The organism is Salicola sp. AFF1 (genome assembly GCF_056783195.1).
Genome location: NZ_JBXAYL010000011.1, coordinates 46,081 through 63,586 on the forward strand (window position 1 = coordinate 46,081; position 17,506 = coordinate 63,586).

The following is a 17,506-nucleotide window of genomic DNA, read 5'->3' on the forward strand; positions in this document are numbered from 1 at the left end:
TATGAAGGATCAGCGTCAGGCCATGATCCTGGGGGTGACCACAGTGCTGCTGTGGTCAACGGCCGCCACGGCTTTCAAGGTGTCGCTGGAATACCTCTCCCGGACGGGGCTCATGTTCTGGGCGGTCACGGTCTCCGTGCTGGTTCTGGTTGCCTGGCAGGCCTGGCAGGGCCGGCTTGGGGAAACCTTTCGGCCGGGGCGCAGGGCGCTGTTACTGTCACTGGGGTTCGGGCTGATCAACCCGGTGCTGTACTACATACTGCTGTTCGGTGCCTATGACCTGCTGCCGGCGCAGGAGGCCATGGCCATCAATTACACCTGGGCACTGACGCTGACCTATCTGTCGGTCCCGTTTCTCGGCCACCGGCTGACCTCCGTGGACATCCTGGCGGGATTGGTCTGCTATGGCGGGGTATTGGTCATCGCCACCCGAGGGCAGCCGCTGGCGTTCGAGATCTCCAGTGCCGCCGGGGTGGGGCTCGCGCTTCTGAGCACCCTGGTCTGGGCGTTTTATTGGATCTTCAACACGCGTGATACACGGGAGCCGGTTGCCGGGCTGTTGCTGAACTTTGTGGTGGCCTGGCCACTGATCCTCGCGTTGGCGGTCTGGGATGGGTGGCAGTGGCCCGCCTGGCAGGGAGTCGTGGCGGCCGCCTGGGTCGGCGCGTTCGAGATGGGGATTGCGTTTGTGCTCTGGCTGCTGGCCATGAAGAAGGCAACCAACACGTCCCGCCTCAGTAACCTGATCTTTCTGTCGCCACCACTGTCGCTGGTGTTCATTGCGGTCGTGGTGGGCGAGCCGATACTGGGATCGACCGTGGTGGGGCTGGCCATGGTGCTCGCGGGCCTTTATCTGCAACAGCACGTTCACTCACGGCGTCAGTGATCCGGTAACGGGCGCCGGTTGGAGCGCGGGTCCTCCCAGTCGAGTTCGCGCGGGTCGTACCAGCCCACTTCAAGGCGCACACGCTGGCGTGAGCGCTCTGAAAGGGTTTCCCAGATAGCCTCGAACCGCGCCAGCGCCTTCTCGCGCACTGGGCCATTCCGGCTCTGGAGACGCTGGATAATGTCAGGGAGACCCAGGGCTTCACCCAGCTGGCCGGGGATGATCCGTTCCTCGCCCAGCACCCGGCGTTTGTGGGTGCGCCGGGCAAGCACCTGCTGCAGTGCCTCGGCTGCGCTCAGGGCGCTTTCCTCAGAGAAGCGATTGTCGGTCACGGCGGTATGCCCCGGAGTCAGGACGCGTACGGAAACTATAACCCGGCCATCATTGGGCTGTCTGCCCCCAGGGGGAGATGACGAGCGACCCCTTCATTGGTACTGTATCAACCTTCTTTGATCGAGGGAGTACAGACAGTGGACAACAGCAGCATCAAGAGCGCCTATAAGCGCTACGCTCCGGTCTATGACTGGGTGTTTGGACTCGTGTTCCGGAATGGCCGGCATGAGGCTATGCGATCTCTTGAGTTTGAGTCCGGTGATCAGGTCCTGGAGCTTGGGGTGGGCACCGGCCTTTCGTTGCCGGAATATCCCGATGACGCGGATATCCATGTTACGGGCGTCGACATTTCCCAGGACATGCTCGATAAAGCCCAGAAACGGATCGACAAGCACGGGCTTACCCAGTGCGAGCTGTACAACATGGATGCGGAATCGCTGGATTTTCCGGACAACAGTTTTGACAAGATCATGGTGCTCTATGTCCTGTCGGTTGTGCCGGATCCCTACAAGGTTATGAAAGAGGTGCGCCGGGTGGCCAAGCCGGGGGCTGATGTGATCTTCGTGAATCACTTCGCCAAGGAGAACCCGCTGGTGCGTCGTTTTGAGTCCGCTCTCTCGCGCTGGGCCGCGCCCCTCGGGTTTGATCCGGACTTTCCCATGGAACCCGTTCTGGAGAATGTTGGCCTGGATGTTGAGAACATCCAGTCAGTCAACCTGTTCGGATACTGGACCATGCTCCACGGGCGCAACCACGATAAGTGAGTGATGCCCGCCCGCCGGGAGGCCAGGGGCCATGAATCGAGCGCTTTTCCCCCTCAATTCTGTAGTGCTTCCCGGCGGTCGCCTGCCCCTGCGGCTCTTTGAGCGCCGCTACCTGGACATGCTTACCCATTCGTTGCGCTCTGACGAGCCTTTCGTGCTGGTCCTGCTTGAGCAGGGCGGCAGTGACACCCAAGTGGACATGGCCTTTCACCCTGTTGGCTGCGAGGTGGGCGTTGTGGATTTCGGACCCCTCGATAACGGGGTTCTGGGTATTACCGTTGAAGGTCGTGCCAAGGTGTCCGTGGCCCGCAACTGGCGGGAGGGCAACGGGCTCAACCGGGGCGATGTGGTGCCTTTGCCCGAGGAGCCGAGAACCCCGACGCCGCTGCGGCATGAGGGGCTTGCGGAGGTGCTGGCAGCGCTCTGCCGTCATCCTTCGGTAGCCCAGCTTGAGCTGGCCATTGATTACGACGATGCGCGTCAGGTTGGCTGGCGCTTGACCGAGCTGTTGCCGCTGGCCATCGATCAGCGTCAGTCATTGGTTGAAATGGATGACCCGCTGGAGCGCCTGGAGGTGCTGTCACGGCTGGTTGAGGCGATGGCATGACCGGGCCCATCCAGGTGCCAGACCTGATCATGGCCGCGTCGCTGAGCCTCTTCAAGGGCGTGCTCACAGCGCTGGCGCAACGCATCCGCTGATTGTTCCCCGGGTGCCCGTGTTGTACACCCGATGCTGGCGGTGATGCTTTCCACGGTAGGCCACCGGGATTCATCCAGAAGTCGCCGGACCCTTTCGGCTGTTACCCTCAGGCCATCCTCCGGCGTGAACGGCAACAGCAGAAAAAAACGCCCCTTGCCCAGGTGGTAATGGCTGTCTCCCGCCCGGATAGTGGTGCGAAGGCTTTGACTGATGGCGGCATTGAGCCCGGCCAGCGCTTCCTCGCCATAAACCCCGGCGAGTTCATCCTGGTGATCGATACTGAGCAGCGCCAGTGATAGGGGGTGGCCAGTCGCCTCGGAACGGCTGATCTCCCTGCTGAGTGTTTCGTGGAAACTGCGCTCGTTATAGGCTCCGGTTTCCGGGTCCACGATGGTCAGTGTGTCGACGTAGTGCGCACTGGCGTGATAATGCCGTGCAAACCAGCCGGCCCCGGCGGCCATGAGCAGGGCGGTACTGGCCAGCATCAGTTGTTCGCGTGGCGGCAGGCTTGCGCCTCCCAGCAGGCAGAGCAATAGACTGGCGGCACAGAGTGCTGCCGCTTGATGAACCCTCAGAAGTAGAAAGGCTGCCATGAGCAAGGGGTACAGCCAGTAAGCTGCCAGCGCGGGGTCGCGGACTATCGCCTGGCCGATGGTCAAGGCCATGAGGATAAGGATCGCCAGGTGGCTCCGGGTCTGGAGCTGGTGATGTCGGCGGGCCAGTGTGGCCATGATACCGGCTGCAGCCAGGGTGGTGATGGCCAGGCTGCTGAAGAACAGCTCATAGAATCCGTAGCGCAGATTACGCTCTGCCAGGACCATGAAGCACAGCAGCATGAGCGCATAGACGACGGTGTTGGTGCGGGTTCGCAGGGCGGTTTCAGTCATCAGCAGTGCCTCCGGCGTCCGTCCAGGTTAGCGTCCGGTTGCCGCCCTGTTTGCGGGCTCGGCGCAGGGTCTCAAGCGCCTTGTCCGACAGGCTCTGGGCGTCGTCACCCACGTTGGCACCGACCACCCCGGCGGAGAGCGTCAACCCGATTCCTTCGCGGATGAGCCGCTCGCGGGCCTGGCTGCGAATGCCGTCAATCGTCTGGGCGGCTTCATGGGTGGCGGTAACAGGCAGCACGATGATGAAACCGGTCTCATCACTGCGGTAATAGCTGTCATAATCCCTGAGGGTTCGATGCAGTAGACGGCCAAGCCGTACCATCAGGTTGGTCCGGTCCTGTGTCGGCAGTGCGCTGTCCGGTTCATCCAGGTGCAGAACACCCACGCTGACCGGGGTGCCCTCGCGTTCACCCCGCCGGATCTCCCGATTGAGGTCGCTGTCGAGGTAGTCGCGGATGGAAGCGAGGGTGAGTGAGTCGGTGCGGCGCAACGGGGCGAGCTGGGCCGCCTTGTATTCCCGCAGATACACGAACACGGCCGCCAGGCCCGTTGTGAGGATCAGCATGGGAACGTACTGGTGGCGCGCCATACCCAGCCCGGGGGACAGGGCGAGGCCCAGGGTTGCAACCAGGAATATCAGGCAGCCGGCAGCGGCGAACCAGAGGCTCCACCCGGCAAACAGCGCCAGGGGAACCAGGAAAGCCAGTGGCGTGAGCCAGGAGGCGTGTCCTGTGAAGCTTGCTACGGCCAGGAACAACAGCAGCAAGGATCCGGCCCGCAGGGTCCAACGCAGTGGCAGGGGCATTCGCATTTCCGTTTCCATGATCAGCTCCGGGTGTTGCGATGCGAGGCTGTATCCGCCGCCCCACGCACGCGTATAATAGCCTACTTTTCCCGCAATGCCCTGAAAACAGATGGGCGATCCGATTATTGGGAGGGATATGAGCACAGAAGCCATGATGCGGACCCTGGGCGAGCAAGCCCGGGCAGCAGGCCGGGAAATGGCCCGTTCAAGTACGGGTGCTCGCAATGAGGCGCTTTTGGCCACGGCCCGCGCGCTCGATGCCAGCCGGGAAACACTTCAGTCGGAAAACCGGAAGGATCTGGAGGCGGGACGCCAGAAGGGGCTTGATGCGGCCATGCTGGACCGGTTGGAGCTCACCTCTGGGCGCATCGACACCATGATTGAGGGGCTGCACCAGGTGGCAGCCCTTACGGATCCGGTTGGCGTCATGACGGATATGGAATACCGGCCATCCGGTATCCAGGTGGGGCGGATGCGGGTACCGCTGGGTGTGATCGGGATCATTTACGAGTCGCGGCCCAACGTGACCGTGGATGCGGCCAGCCTCTGCATCAAATCCGGTAACGCCACGGTACTGCGCGGCGGCTCCGAGGCGTCGCATTCAAACCAGGCCATTGCCGGCTGCGTCGCGCAGGGGTTGCGGGAAGCCGGTCTTCCGGAAACCGGTGTGCAGGTGGTTGGAACCACGGATCGTGAGGCGGTGGGGCACCTTATCCGGATGCCGGAATACGTGGACGTGATCGTGCCCCGTGGCGGCAAGAGCCTCATCGAGCGTATCAGCAATGAGGCCTCGGTTCCCGTCATCAAGCATCTGGACGGCATCTGCCACAGCTTTCTGGACCGGGATGCGGATCCGGATAAAGCAGTGAGCGTGACCGTCAATGCCAAGACCCAGCGCTACGGCACCTGCAACACTCTGGAGACGCTGCTGGTTGATGCGCCGGTAGCGGAGAGCCTGTTGCCGCGGATCGCGGAGCAGCTTCGGGATGTTGGTGTTGAGCTGCGGGGGTGTGACGCTAGCCGGCGGATTCTCCCCGAGGCTCTGGAGGCTACGGAGGCGGACTGGGCCAGCGAATACCTGGGGCCGGTGTTGTCGATCCGGGTTGTCGATGGCCTGGATGCGGCCATGGATCACATCAACCGGTACAGTTCCCAGCATACCGACAGCATCATTACCGAAAACTACAGCCGGGCACGGCGCTTTCTCACGGAAGTGGACTCCAGCTCGGTCATGGTCAATGCCTCCACCCGCTTCGCGGATGGTTTTGAATACGGCCTGGGGGCTGAGATCGGCATATCCACGGATAAGCTCCATGCGCGGGGACCCGTGGGGCTGGAGGGGCTGACGAGCCAGAAATATGTGGTCTTCGGGAATGGCCATGTGCGTGAATAATCAGGAGCCAGCATGCTGCATGTGATGGTGGGCGGAACCTTTGATCCGGTCCATAACGGCCATCTGCGGATGGCCGTTGAGCTGCACGAGCGTCTTGACGGGGCCTGCATCCGCCTCATGCCCTGTCATCGACCGCCGCATCGTGACCAACCGGGAGCCGATGGGGCCACCCGGCTTGGCATGCTGCGCGATGCTGTCGCGGAGGAACCGGGGTTGTTGGTGGATGGCCGGGAACTGGAGCAGGACCGGGTTTCCTATACGGGCGAGACACTCCGGCAGCTACGGGGGGAACTGGGCGATCAGACACCACTCGCTATGGTGGTGGGCACCGACGCCTTTAATGATTTTGATCAGTGGCGGGAGTGGATGCAACTGCCGGATTTGGCCCATATAATCGTGGTTAAAAGGCCCGGGTTCCCGTTGGCACCATCGGCGCCCGTGGCCGCTATGGTGGAGCAGCGCCGGGCCCGTAACGCATACGAGCTCCAACGTCAGGGGGGTGGCTGTGTGCATGTAATGGAACTGCCACTGCTGGAAATTGCCGCGACGCAAGTGCGCAGCCGCGCCGCGGCCGGCCGTTCAATCCGCTATCTGGTGCCGGACGCGGTCTGGCGTACCATCCGGGACCAGGAGCTTTACCGACTTGAAACAGGATGATTATGGATTCTGAACAACTGAAGTCACTGGCGGTGGAAGCCGTTGAATCGATGAAGGGCCAGGACGTGGCGGTGCTGGACGTACGGGACCGCACCAGCATGACGGACTTTATGGTCATCGCCGCGGGTAATTCCAACCGCCATGTCCACTCGCTTGCCGAGGAAGTGGTGCAGCGAGCCAAGCAGGAAACGGACAGCAAACCCCGGCTTGAGGGCGGGGAGACGAGCGACTGGGTGCTGGTGGACATGGGGGACGTGATTGTGCATCTCATGCTGCCCGCCACCCGGGAGTTCTATGACCTGGAGCGGTTCTGGCGGGATGCTCCGGGACTGGACGTTGCAGGAACGGAGTAGCATGCACCTGAAGATCATCAGCGTCGGGCAGAAATTGCCCGACTGGGTCAACGCCGGCTTTGAGGAATACCGGAAACGGTTTCCCCGCGAGATGAGGCTGGAGTTGACGGAGATTGCTGTGGGTGGCCGGGGGCGTCAGGCGGACCCGGCGCGTGCCGTCCGGGATGAGGGGGAACGCATGCTCCGGGCCCTGCGTGGGCCTGAATGGGTGATCGCCCTGGAAATCGAGGGGCGCCAGTGGACGACTGAAAAACTCGCCGAGCGGCTTGAGCACTGGCGCATGGAAGGTCAGGACGTGGCTTTCCTGATTGGGGGTCCTCAAGGATTATCGCCAGCCTGCCGGGAACGTGCTAACCAGACGTGGTCGCTGTCCCCCCTGACGCTACCTCACCCAATGGTGCGGGTGATGCTGGCCGAACAGCTTTACCGGGCCTGGAGCATCAACTGCAATCACCCCTATCACAGGGCCGGCTGACGGGATGAGCTGGGGAACGCTCCGGGATCCCAGTCAGGAAAGGGAGCTCTTCCAGCGCCGTGCCTTTGTCGCCATTATTGCAGTGGTTGTGCTGACAGGGGTTTTGGTGGGGCGTTTCTATTATCTCCAGATCATTGAACATGAAACTTACACCACCATCTCCGATCGCAACCGGGTCCAGGTCCAGCCGGTCCCACCGACCCGAGGCCTGATCTATGATCGTAATGGCGTGCTGCTGGCCGAAAACCGGCCGGTTTTCAGCCTTACCGTCATCCCCGAGCAGGTTCCGGATATGGGCGCGCTGATCCGCCAGATCCGGAGCATTGTCGATGTTCCGCCCGCGGACGTTGAACGTTTCCGGCAGCGCCTGGAGGAGCGGCGCCGCCCCTACGAGCCGGTGCCACTGCGTTACCACCTGACTGAGTCCGAAATGGCGCGGCTTGCGGTGAACCGCCACAGGCTGCCTGGTGTGGAAACCGAGGCGCGATTGGTGCGTTACTATCCCTATGGCCGGCTGACGTCCCATGTGCTGGGCTATGTGGGGCGCATCAACGAGAAGGATGCGCGTCGCATTGATGAGGTGGCCTATGCGGGGACCCACTACATTGGCAAGACCGGTTTGGAGCGGGTCTATGAGCAAGAGCTGCATGGGGAGGTGGGCTACCAGAATGTGGAAACCAACGCCCGTGGCCGCGTTATGCGGGTGCTTGAGCGCGAGGATCCCAGTCCTGGCAGTGATCTGACCCTGAATCTGGACATCCGGCTCCAGCAGGTTGCCCATGAGGCCCTGGGTGACCGCCGAGGCGCGATTGTCGCTATTAATCCGGAAACCGGCGGTTTGCTGGCGCAGGTGAGTACCCCCGGGTTTGATTCCAATAAATTCGTAACCGGTATTGATCACGACAGTTACTCCGAACTGCGTAATTCCCTGGACAAGCCCTTGTTCAACCGCGCTACGCGGGGACAGTATCCGCCGGGCTCGACCGTCAAGCCGATGCTTGCCATCGCAGGTCTGGCCTCGGATACCGTTACCCAGTCCGAAATCGTCTACGACCCGGGGTACTACAAACTGCCCAACAGCAGTAAGGTTTTTCGCAACTGGAAGCGGGGAGGGCACGGTGAAACCACGCTCTATGACGCCATAGTGCTGTCCAGTGATACCTATTTCTATAAGATGGCCTATGAGATGGGCGGTGGTACGATGGCCGATTATCTCGCGCCATTCGGCTTCGGCTCCGTAACCTCGCTGGACGTTCGCGATGAACGTCCCGGGATTCTGCCAAGTCCGGAATGGAAACGGCGGGTCCATGACAGGCCGTGGTATCCGGGGGATTCCGTGAATATGGGCATCGGTCAGGGCTATTTCCTCTCCACGCCAATGCAACTGGCCGCGACCACCAGTGTGCTTGCCAATCGCGGGGAGCGGCATCCGCCGCGCCACTTGCGCTATATTGACGGCGATATCCCCGCCCGTCACCTGCTCCCGGACGTTGTCCGCCCCCCGGTCGAGATGGGGACCGAGTCGGACTGGGAATACGTGATCAATGCCATGGAGGATGTGGTTCACGGCACAAGGGGTACCGCACGCCGTATCAATCGCGGGCTCAATTACCGGATGGCCGGCAAGACGGGGACCTCCCAGGTCTTCAGTCTTGAGGGGGAGGAGTACGATGAGGACGAAATCGCTAAGCGTATGCGGGACCATGCGCTTTTCGTGGCCTTTGCTCCAGTCGACGATCCGGAGATCGCCGTTTCCGTGCTGGTTGAGAATGGTGGCAGCGGCAGCGCCACTGCGGCTCCCGTGGCGCGCGAGGTAACGGATGCCTGGATCAATGGTTTCCCGGATATGCCGACTGGGCAGGCCCAGCGGGGGACGTCTGGGCGTGAAGATGCGGGCGGGGACGGTTAGCCGTGAGCCGTGAATTCGTACGCCAGATCGTCATGGAGCCGGATTACCTGCAGCGTCGCGGCGGCCTGATGAGCCGGTTGCACCTGGATCCCTGGCTGCTGTTGCTGCTTTCCCTGATTATGGGGTTCGGGCTGGTGGTTCTTTACAGTGCCGGCGAGAACGGCATGGCGATTGTACGAAGCCAGGCGTTGCGGATCGGTGTTGGGCTGGTCGTGATGCTGGTCTTCGCGCAGCTGGATCCAATGCTCTATCGGCGCTGGTCTCCCTGGCTGTATCTGGCGGGGGTCGTCGCCTTGGTTCCGGTGCTGTTTTTCGGGGCTGGAGCCCAGGGAGCGCAGCGCTGGCTGGCATTGCCTGGGTTGCCGCGCTTCCAGCCGTCGGAGTTCATGAAGCTTGGAGTGCCGCTCATGGTGGCGTGGTTCCTGGCGCAGCAGTCACTGCCTCCCCGCATGCTGTCGACAGTGCTGGTTCTGGGGCTGATTACGCTCCCCGGGGGGCTGATCATTGCGCAGCCGGATCTGGGTACGGCGTTGCTGGTTATTGCCGCCGGGCTGGCTGTGTTGTTTCTGGCGGGATTAAGCTGGAAGCTCATTGCGTTGATGATATCGGCCGCGGGCGCTTCCATTCCCGTCCTCTGGCTGTTTGTGATGCGTGATTACCAGAAGGAGCGGGTGCTTACCCTGCTCAATCCCGGCAGCGACCCGCTCGGAGCAGGTTGGAATATCACTCAGTCCAAGACCGCTATTGGTTCCGGGGGGCTCCATGGCAAGGGATGGGGGGAGGGCACCCAATCCCACCTGGACTTCCTGCCGGAGAGTCATACGGATTTCATCCTGGCTGTAATGGGCGAGGAATTCGGGTTTGTGGGCGTGACCCTGCTTCTCGTGCTGTATGCACTGGTCGTGATCCGCTGCCTGTACATCGCTTCCACGGCACCATCCTCGTTCAGTCGTCTGCTGGCGGGTGGGTTGGCCATCATCTTCTTCATGTACGTGGTGGTGAATGTGGCCATGGTTAGCGGCCTGATGCCGGTGGTCGGGGTTCCTTTGCCCCTGGTCAGCTTTGGTGGCACCTCCCTCGTGACGCTGCTGGCGGGCTTCGGTATTCTTATGGCGGTGCATACCCACAGACGCATGCTGGAGTCCTGACCTGCTGCCATGAACCGTTTCCTTGCTTCCCTGCTGGTCGCCCTTCTGAGTTTCTCCGCTGCGGCCATGACGCCTGACCATGAAGCATTCGTGGAGCGCATGGTCGAGAACGAGGGCTTTGAGCGCGATCGGGTGGTGGCCTGGCTGGAGGCGGCGCGTCATGATCAAACCGTGATCGAGCGCATCAGTGCGCCTGCCGAAAAGGTGCTGAGCTGGGGAGAATACCGGGAGATCTTTCTGACCCCTGAGCGTGTGGCCAAGGGTAAGGCTTTCATGGCGCGCCATCGCGAGACCCTGGCCAGGGCCGAGACCCGGTACGGAGTGCCTGCTGAACTGGTGACGGCGATCCTCGGGATTGAAACCTTCTATGGGCGCCACGCCGGCAATGACAGGGTTCTGGACACGCTCGTAACCCTGGCTTTCGATTACCCGCCCAGAGCGGACTTTTTTCGGGATGAACTGCGCCATTTCCTGTTGCTGACACGGGAGCAGGGCTGGGACCCACGCAAGCTCAAGGGCTCCTACGCGGGCGCCATGGGTTACGGTCAGTTCATTGCCAGCAGCTATCGCCATTACGCGGTGGATTTCAATGACGATGGCGCCGTGGATCTCTTCGATGAGCCGGTGGATGCTATCGGCAGTGTGGCCCATTATTTCCGGGAGCATGGCTGGCACCAGGGAGCGCCCGTGGTCATGCCGCTGTCGCAGTGGCATGGGCCGGTGGGGGCGGCGCGCCTGTTGAGGTTGCGGGTGGATGACACTGATCGGCATTGGATTGCTCATGGAAACTTCGACGTGATCACGCGTTATAACCACAGCGACCTGTACGCGATGGCCGCTTGGTCACTGGCGCTACGGTTGAGGGGAGAGCAGCGATGATGCAGGCAGGCCGTTACCTTCTGGCGGGAATGCTGGCGCTGTTTCTGGTCGGCTGTGCCGGAACCGGGGAACAGCGCCAGTCGGATTCCCGTTATACACTGGCGCGCGATGCCGGGCCTGAACGGGAACTGGACGTTGCCAGCATCAACGAGCCCGAGCCACGGTATGAGCCGCCCAGCGATTCGGGTAACCAGTCGCCTTATGAGGTGTGGGGTGAGCGCTACGAGGTGATGGCCTCCGCCGAGGGCTACGAAGCAACGGGCACCGCCAGCTGGTATGGGCGCAAGTTTCACGGGCACCTTACCTCCAGTGGTGAGACCTATGATATGTATGAGCTCAGCGCCGCCCATCGCAGCCTGCCCCTACCGACCTATGTACGGGTAACGAATCTTGAGAACGACCGCTCCACCATTGTGCGCGTTAATGATCGTGGGCCTTTCCATGATCAGCGGGTGATTGATCTGTCCTACGCGGCGGCGAAGGTGCTCGGATTTGATGATCAGGGAACGGCGCGGGTACACATTGAGGCTTTGGCAACCCGGCCTTCTGGGTCCGCCAGTGCCGGGCAGAAAAGCGGGGACCGCAAACCTGGGAAAAAGAGCTCATTACCATCCAGCAAAAAAGAGAAAAGTCTCTTTGTTCAGGTGGGTGCGTTTGGTAATTTAACCGCCGCCACGCAGCTTAAAGCCCAGCTGTACATGGTCACAGCCAACGATGTACATCTAGTCCAGAATGCCGATGACAAACCGCTGCACCGTGTCTGGGTAGGGCCTTTCCAGCGGCGTGACTTGGCACGGGAGGCATTACGGGCGATTAAGCGTAACGACCTTGGGCAGCCCATCATCATCAAACGGCCCGCCGGCAGCGCGGGCTGAACACCAGGACGATACAACCATGCGCAAGCTTATTTCGATTCTTCTGGTTTTCGGCATGCTTCTGGCGGCCATGCCGCTGCAGGCGGCCAGTATGATTCCCTCCCCGCCTGAGCTGGGCTCGGAAGCCTACATTCTGATGGACGCTCACAGCGGGCGTGTTCTGGTGGCGGAAAACCCTGATAAACGCCTGCCACCGGCCAGTCTGACCAAAATGATGACCGCCTATATTGCGGACCGGGAAATGGAAGCTGACCGCCTCAGCATGGATGAGAAAACGACGGTCAGTGTCAACGCCTGGCAGACTGGCGGCTCCCGGATGTTTCTGCGCGAGGGCAGCAAGGTGTCGGTCAGGCAGCTGATGCATGGCATCATCGTGCAGTCTGGCAATGATGCCAGCGTTGCACTGGCGGAGCATATTGCCGGAGGTGAAGATGCCTTTGCCCAGATGATGAACCAGCAGGCTCGCGAGCTGGGCATGGACAATACCCACTTCACGAATGCCACCGGGCTTCCGGAACCGGAGCTGTACAGCACGGCGCGGGATATGGCCCTGCTGGCACGGGCCAAGGTCCTGCAGTTCCCGGACACTTACGATCTCTATTCCACACGCCATTACACCTATAATGGTATCCGCCAGCCGAATCGCAATCGGCTTCTATGGCGTGACAAGTCGGTGGATGGCCTGAAAACCGGTCACACCGAGAAGGCGGGCTATTGCCTGGCCGCCTCGGCCAAGCGCGATGGCATGCGCCTGGTGAGCGTCGTCATGGGCGCTGACAGCTCCGAGGCCCGGGCGCGCGAGTCGCAGCAGCTGCTCAACTATGGTTTCCGTTATTACGAGACCTTTCAGCTCTATGAGGGCGGCCAGAAGGTGACCGACGCGCGGGTCTGGAAAGGGGGCAGGGAGAAGCTGGACCTGGGGCTTCAGGACGATCTTTACCTCACTGTTCCGAACGGGGCGCGGGAGCAACTGGAGCCCAAGGTCTCCGTGGCGTCCCAGCTGGAAGCTCCCATTGAGCGTGGCAGTGTTTTCGGTAACCTGACCGTTACCCATGATGGTACAACCCTGGCCGAGCGCGACCTGGTTGCGCTGCATTCGGTGGAAGAGGGTGGCCTCTTTCGGCGGCTCTGGGATGCCATTAAGCTGTTCTTCCTGGGTCTGTTCCAGTAACCTATGGGGTATGACTGAAGGCCAGAAACCCCAGATTGAGTTCCCCTGCGATTACCCGATCAAGGTGATCGGGGATCACAGCGAGGATTTCGCGTTGACGGTGACGCGGGTGGTTCAGCGGTTTGATCCGGCGTTTGACCCGGCGAATCTCACTGCCCAGCCGAGCCGTAACGGTCGCTTCATTTCCGTTCGCATCACACTGCGCGCGACGGGCGAGGAGCAGCTCAAGGAGCTGTTTGCGGCCCTCAAGGCCACAGGCCAGGTGTATACGGTGGTCTGATGGCCCCTCATTCCGACACCGTTGTTGAGCCCCGTTTTGAATGGCTTGGACGTCGTTGTTACGAGTCCACGTTCGAGGCCATGAAGACGTTCACCAATGCCAGGGATGCGGCAACCCGCGATGAGTGCTGGCTCCTTGAGCATAAGCCCGTATTCACCCAGGGGCAGGCGGGGCGAGCCGAACACGTACTCAGTCCGGGTGATATCCCCGTTGTGCAGGTGGATCGTGGGGGCCAGGTGACCTATCACGGGCCGGGGCAGCTCATGCTCTATACCCTGATTGATCTAAGGCGCCGCGGTATGGGCGTACGCCAGCTCGTGAGCATGCTGGAAGACACGGTTGTAACGGTACTGTCACAATGGGACATTGAGGCTGCCCCGCGCCGGGATGCGCCCGGGGTCTATGTCGCGGGTGAGAAAATCGCCTCGCTGGGGCTGCGCGTACGTCGAGGCTGTGCCTACCATGGACTGGCCCTTAATGTGGATATGGATCTTTCGCCTTTCCAACGGATCAACCCCTGCGGCTACGAGGGGATGGCGGTAACCCAGCTCCGTGACCAGATCGGTGAGGCGGTATCGCTGGAAGCCGTGTCGGATGTACTCCAGCGCACATTGCTGGAGCGGTTGCAACAGGCCGGGAGCGATTGAATGGGCTCCGACAAGAAACGTGAATCAGTGGCACGCATCAAGACCGGCAGTTTTGAACGCCGTCTGAGCCTGACCAGGGCCGGTCTTTTTGCGGGCACCCGCATGGCCACCCATTACGCCACCAATTGGTTCGGTAGCCGGGAGAATCGCCAGAAGCGACGCAACTCCATGCTGTCCCGCCAGGCCCAGTACCTGGTGGAGGAGCTGGGGCAGCTCAAGGGCAGTGTCGTCAAGATTGGGCAGATCATGGCCCTTTATGGCGAGCATTTTTTGCCCGAAGAAGTTACCGAGGCGCTGCACACTCTGGAGGATCGCACCACATCCCTGGAGTGGGCGACCATTGAGCGTTCCCTGAAGGCGGAGCTGGGTGAGCAGCGCCTGTCCGAGCTGGAAGTGGACCCCGAGCCCATCGGGGCTGCATCGCTGGGCCAGGTGCATCGGGCGCGCCGCCGGGAGGACGGTCTGGAGATGGTGCTCAAGATCCAGTACCCAGGGGTGGCGGATGCTGTTGATTCGGATCTGAACTCGGTGGCTCAGGTTCTCAAGATGGCCCGTGTCGTTTCCTGGGGTCCTGCCTTTGATGAATGGCTTGAAGAGGTTCGGGCCATGATGCACCGGGAAGTGGATTACCGCCTGGAGGCGCGAACCACCGAATCGTTCCGGCAGAAGCTGGCGGATGATCCCCGCTTCATCGTGCCCCGCGTGGTTGACGAGTACTCCAGTGATCACGTGATCGCCTCGACCTTTGAACCTGGCCACCCAGTGGGCTCGGATGCCGTGCAGTCCCTATCACTGGCGCGTCGTTCGGCCCTGGGTAAGGCCGCGCTGGAGCTGTTCCTTAGCGAGCTGTTCACCTGGAACGAGATCCAGACCGATCCCAACTTTGGCAATTACCGCATCCGGCTGGCCGAGGAAACCGGCGATCGTGACTGCATCGTGCTGCTGGACTTTGGCGCCGTTCAGCGTTACTCCGATGATTTTCTGGGGCCTGTCCGGGATATGATCCAGGCCTCTTACGAACAGGACCTGGACGCCGTCATAGAGGGTGGGATTAAACTGAACTTCATGCAGCGCGATTGGCCGCGCCCCGTACTGGAGCGTTTTGGCCAGGTGTGTATGCGGGTGCTGGAGCCGCTCAGTGGGGATGCCATGGACAAGCCCGGCGACGCCGTGAATGAAAACGGCGAATACCGCTGGAAGCAGAGTGACCTGCCCAACCGGGTGGCCCGCGAGGCCACGCGCTCAGCCATTAACCGCTATTTCCGGATGCCGCCCAAAGAATTTGTGTTTCTCAACCGCAAGCTCGTGGGCGTCTATACGTTCATCGCGGTACTGGCGGCCGAGTTTGATGGCGAGCCGGTGCTGCGCCACTACCTCTACGGGGAACCCGGGGGCGTTGCCGGCTGAGTGTGTATTCCATGGTACCCTCCCGCCGCTAAACGTTATGACCCGAGGAGTCGGAAATGGAGAAGGTGACGATCTACGGTCGTACATCCTGTGGTTTCTGTACCGGCGCACGCAGGCTTTGCGAGACGCACGGATTGGATTACGAATGGGTGGATATGGTCTCGGAAGGGCTGGACAAAGAGGACCTTTCCGAGATCACGGGTGTGCCCGTGCACACCGTGCCGCAGATTTTTGTCGGTGACCGCCATGTTGGCGGGTTCGATGAGTTTTCCGGGTACCTGGAACAGAATCAAGCCTGAGTGATGACAGCGGAGGAGATGCGGCTATGGCTGATGACGAGAACATGAAGCGTCCGGAAAGTATTCCGGAGGATCGCTGGAAGCAGCATATGGATTGGATGCAGGTGACCGGGAGCACCCTGGATGAACACCTGAAGGAGCATGGCAGTGGCGAACTCTGGAAACAGTTCCAGCGCCGTTCAATGACCCGGCGCCGCAGCGACGACACCGGGTCCTGAGCGCCGTCAGTTCAATCAGGTGCTGAAGTCGGTCTTGAGTTTCTTGGCCACGGGCCGGTTCTCAAGCTCCGCCACCTGGGGCAGGCCGTTCTCGAAAGGCGGGAAGGCTTCGCCCTCAATCAGTGGTTGCAGGTAGTCGCGGCAGTCCGCGGTGATGCCGAAACCATCGTCCGTCGTGAAGTGGATCGGCATTTTCTTTTCCTGGTTGGCGACCTCGTTCAGCGGCGCTTCACTGATGTGCCAGCTGTAGGGAGTGGACGACTCGCGCTTGATAATGGGCATGATGCCGTTGCGCCCTTCCAGCGCGTAATGCACGGCCGCTTCGCCCACGGCGTAGGCCTGTTCCACGTCGGTCCGGGAGGCCAGATGGCGCGCGGAGCGCTGCAGGTAGTCGGCCACGGCCCAGTGGTATTTATGCCCCAGTGACTGCTTCACCATGTTAGCCAGTGTGGGCGCCACGCCGCCCAGCTGGGTATGGCCGAACGCATCCTTCTGGCCGGCTTCCGCCAGGAAACGGCCATCCTCATATTGCGCGCCTTCGGAGGCAACGACCACGCAGAAGCCGTGATCGTTCACGCACTGGTCCACTTTGCTCAGGAAGGCTTCGCGCTCAAAGGGATGTTCCGGGAAGACGATGACGTGTGGCGCATCCCCCGGCTTGTTGCCGGCCAGCCCGCCAGCCGCAGCGATCCAGCCCGCGTGGCGGCCCATGACTTCCAGTATGAACACCTTGGTGGAGGTGTCGCACATGGACTGGATGTCCAGGCTGGTTTCCAGGGTCGAGGTGGCAATGTACTTCGCCACCGACCCGAATCCCGGGCAGCAGTCGGTGAACGGCAGGTCGTTGTCGACCGTCTTCGGGATGCCGATGCAGTTGAGGGGGTAGCCCATGCGCTCGGCCATCTGGGAGACCTTGAACGCGGTGTCCTGGGAGTCGCCACCCCCGTTGTAGAAGAAGTAGCCGATGTCGTGGGCGCGGAAGACCTCGATGAGGCGTTCGTATTCGTGCCGGTTCTCGTCGATGTTGCGCAGCTTGTGCCGGCAGGAGCCGAAGGCACCCCCGGGCGTGTGGATCAGTGCGTGAATCGCCTCATCGGTTTCGTAACTGGTATCGATCAGTTCCTCTTTGAGGGCGCCGGTAATGCCATTGCGACCAGCAAAGACCTTGCCGATACGATCATCGTGCTTGCGGGCGGTTTCAATCACTCCCGCTGCGCTGGCATTGATGACTGAGGTTACGCCCCCGGACTGGGCATAGATAGCGTTCTTGGGCGCCATGTTGTTGAGCCTCCTGCAAGCGACTGAATGGTTGCGCATGATACTTGAAAGCACTGCGGTTGTGCATGATCCAGTTGGCCGTGGATTGGGTTTATCCGGGATTTCCAATACCATGGCCTGATTCAAGGGCAACGGGCCGGGA

21 protein-coding genes are annotated in these 17,506 nt (G+C 61.3%); 17 read left to right on the top strand and 4 right to left on the bottom strand.

What is annotated here, in order from left to right; all coding sequences use genetic code 11:
- The first annotated feature begins 1 nt into the window (after window position 1).
- Entirely contained in the window at window positions 2-886 is an 885-nt protein-coding gene (locus tag AC1RQI_RS09345) for a DMT family transporter (protein WP_481904544.1), read from the top strand.
- Here the strand turns inward: AC1RQI_RS09345 and AC1RQI_RS09350 are convergent.
- Window positions 880-1,218: a hypothetical protein gene (locus tag AC1RQI_RS09350; RefSeq protein ID WP_416633823.1), complete on the bottom strand. Its 339-nt coding sequence runs from the start codon at window positions 1,216-1,218 to the stop codon at window positions 880-882. The two genes, AC1RQI_RS09345 and AC1RQI_RS09350, sit on opposite strands and share 7 nt — an antisense overlap.
- Before the next feature lie 138 nt (window positions 1,219-1,356).
- On the opposite strand from AC1RQI_RS09350, the gene AC1RQI_RS09355 reads away from it, so the two are divergent.
- Together AC1RQI_RS09355 and AC1RQI_RS09360 are read left to right on the top strand one after the other, a co-directional pair.
- Window positions 1,357-1,983: a class I SAM-dependent methyltransferase gene (locus AC1RQI_RS09355; protein WP_481904545.1), complete on the top strand. Its 627-nt coding sequence runs from the start codon at window positions 1,357-1,359 to the stop codon at window positions 1,981-1,983.
- Window positions 1,984-2,014: 31 nt separating this feature from the next.
- Window positions 2,015-2,590, top strand: a complete 576-nt coding sequence (locus AC1RQI_RS09360; protein ID WP_481904546.1) for an LON peptidase substrate-binding domain-containing protein — start codon at window positions 2,015-2,017, stop codon at window positions 2,588-2,590.
- On the opposite strand, the gene AC1RQI_RS09365 is transcribed toward AC1RQI_RS09360, so the two are convergent.
- Window positions 2,515-3,570, bottom strand: a complete 1,056-nt coding sequence (locus AC1RQI_RS09365; protein ID WP_481904547.1) for a GGDEF domain-containing protein — start codon at window positions 3,568-3,570, stop codon at window positions 2,515-2,517. The two genes, AC1RQI_RS09360 and AC1RQI_RS09365, sit on opposite strands and share 76 nt — an antisense overlap.
- Window positions 3,563-4,393 (bottom strand): GGDEF domain-containing protein, encoded by an 831-nt coding sequence (locus tag AC1RQI_RS09370; protein ID WP_481904548.1) that lies wholly within the window; start codon window positions 4,391-4,393, stop codon window positions 3,563-3,565. The genes AC1RQI_RS09365 and AC1RQI_RS09370 overlap by 8 nt, the downstream gene beginning before the upstream one ends.
- Window positions 4,394-4,511: 118 nt before the next feature.
- Here AC1RQI_RS09370 and AC1RQI_RS09375 point away from each other — a divergent pair, with 118 nt between their 5' ends.
- Genes AC1RQI_RS09375 through AC1RQI_RS09440 form a run of 14 tightly spaced genes read left to right on the top strand, consistent with a single transcriptional unit; the run spans window position 4,512 to window position 16,086 of the window.
- Window positions 4,512-5,768 carry a glutamate-5-semialdehyde dehydrogenase gene (locus AC1RQI_RS09375; protein ID WP_416633829.1) on the top strand — a complete coding sequence of 419 codons (1,257 nt, stop codon included), beginning with the start codon at window positions 4,512-4,514 and terminating at the stop codon, window positions 5,766-5,768.
- 12 nt (window positions 5,769-5,780) lie between these two features.
- On the top strand, window positions 5,781-6,425 hold the full coding sequence (gene nadD, locus AC1RQI_RS09380; RefSeq protein ID WP_481904549.1) for a nicotinate-nucleotide adenylyltransferase: 645 nt from the start codon (window positions 5,781-5,783) through the stop codon (window positions 6,423-6,425).
- Window positions 6,426-6,427: 2 nt separating this feature from the next.
- A complete protein-coding gene (gene rsfS, locus AC1RQI_RS09385) occupies window positions 6,428-6,778 on the top strand; it encodes a ribosome silencing factor (protein ID WP_481904550.1) in 351 nt (116 codons plus the stop codon).
- Window position 6,779: 1 nt separating this feature from the next.
- Window positions 6,780-7,253: a 23S rRNA (pseudouridine(1915)-N(3))-methyltransferase RlmH gene (gene rlmH, locus AC1RQI_RS09390; protein WP_416633833.1), complete on the top strand. Its 474-nt coding sequence runs from the start codon at window positions 6,780-6,782 to the stop codon at window positions 7,251-7,253.
- Window positions 7,254-7,257: 4 nt separating this feature from the next.
- On the top strand, window positions 7,258-9,162 hold the full coding sequence (gene mrdA, locus AC1RQI_RS09395) for a penicillin-binding protein 2 (protein WP_481904551.1): 1,905 nt from the start codon (window positions 7,258-7,260) through the stop codon (window positions 9,160-9,162).
- 2 nt (window positions 9,163-9,164) lie between these two features.
- Window positions 9,165-10,310, top strand: a complete 1,146-nt coding sequence (gene rodA / locus AC1RQI_RS09400; protein WP_481904552.1) for a rod shape-determining protein RodA — start codon at window positions 9,165-9,167, stop codon at window positions 10,308-10,310.
- Window positions 10,311-10,319: 9 nt separating this feature from the next.
- Complete coding sequence (gene mltB, locus AC1RQI_RS09405; protein WP_481904553.1) at window positions 10,320-11,189, top strand: lytic murein transglycosylase B; 870 nt, start codon at window positions 10,320-10,322, stop codon at window positions 11,187-11,189.
- A complete protein-coding gene (locus AC1RQI_RS09410; RefSeq protein WP_481904554.1) occupies window positions 11,186-12,064 on the top strand; it encodes a septal ring lytic transglycosylase RlpA family protein in 879 nt (292 codons plus the stop codon). The genes mltB and AC1RQI_RS09410 overlap by 4 nt, the downstream gene beginning before the upstream one ends.
- A 19-nt stretch (window positions 12,065-12,083) precedes the next feature.
- Window positions 12,084-13,235, top strand: coding sequence for a D-alanyl-D-alanine carboxypeptidase family protein (locus AC1RQI_RS09415; RefSeq protein ID WP_481904555.1), 1,152 nt, complete (start codon window positions 12,084-12,086; stop codon window positions 13,233-13,235).
- Window positions 13,236-13,245: 10 nt separating this feature from the next.
- A complete protein-coding gene (locus AC1RQI_RS09420; RefSeq protein ID WP_416633840.1) occupies window positions 13,246-13,515 on the top strand; it encodes an HP0495 family protein in 270 nt (89 codons plus the stop codon).
- The gene (gene lipB / locus AC1RQI_RS09425; RefSeq protein ID WP_481904556.1) at window positions 13,515-14,162 is read left to right on the top strand and encodes a lipoyl(octanoyl) transferase LipB; all 648 of its coding nucleotides are present in this window, start codon (window positions 13,515-13,517) and stop codon (window positions 14,160-14,162) included. The genes AC1RQI_RS09420 and lipB overlap by 1 nt, the downstream gene beginning before the upstream one ends.
- Window positions 14,163-15,569 carry an ABC1 kinase family protein gene (locus tag AC1RQI_RS09430; RefSeq protein WP_481904557.1) on the top strand — a complete coding sequence of 469 codons (1,407 nt, stop codon included), beginning with the start codon at window positions 14,163-14,165 and terminating at the stop codon, window positions 15,567-15,569.
- 56 nt (window positions 15,570-15,625) lie between these two features.
- Window positions 15,626-15,868 (top strand): GrxA family glutaredoxin, encoded by a 243-nt coding sequence (locus tag AC1RQI_RS09435; RefSeq protein ID WP_481904558.1) that lies wholly within the window; start codon window positions 15,626-15,628, stop codon window positions 15,866-15,868.
- Between the two features lie 26 nt (window positions 15,869-15,894).
- Window positions 15,895-16,086 carry a hypothetical protein gene (locus AC1RQI_RS09440; RefSeq protein WP_416633844.1) on the top strand — a complete coding sequence of 64 codons (192 nt, stop codon included), beginning with the start codon at window positions 15,895-15,897 and terminating at the stop codon, window positions 16,084-16,086.
- A gap of 15 nt (window positions 16,087-16,101) precedes the next feature.
- Here the strand turns inward: AC1RQI_RS09440 and AC1RQI_RS09445 are convergent, their stop codons facing one another.
- The gene (locus AC1RQI_RS09445; RefSeq protein WP_481904559.1) at window positions 16,102-17,364 is read right to left on the bottom strand and encodes a 6-phosphofructokinase; all 1,263 of its coding nucleotides are present in this window, start codon (window positions 17,362-17,364) and stop codon (window positions 16,102-16,104) included.
- Window positions 17,365-17,506 lie beyond the last annotated feature (142 nt).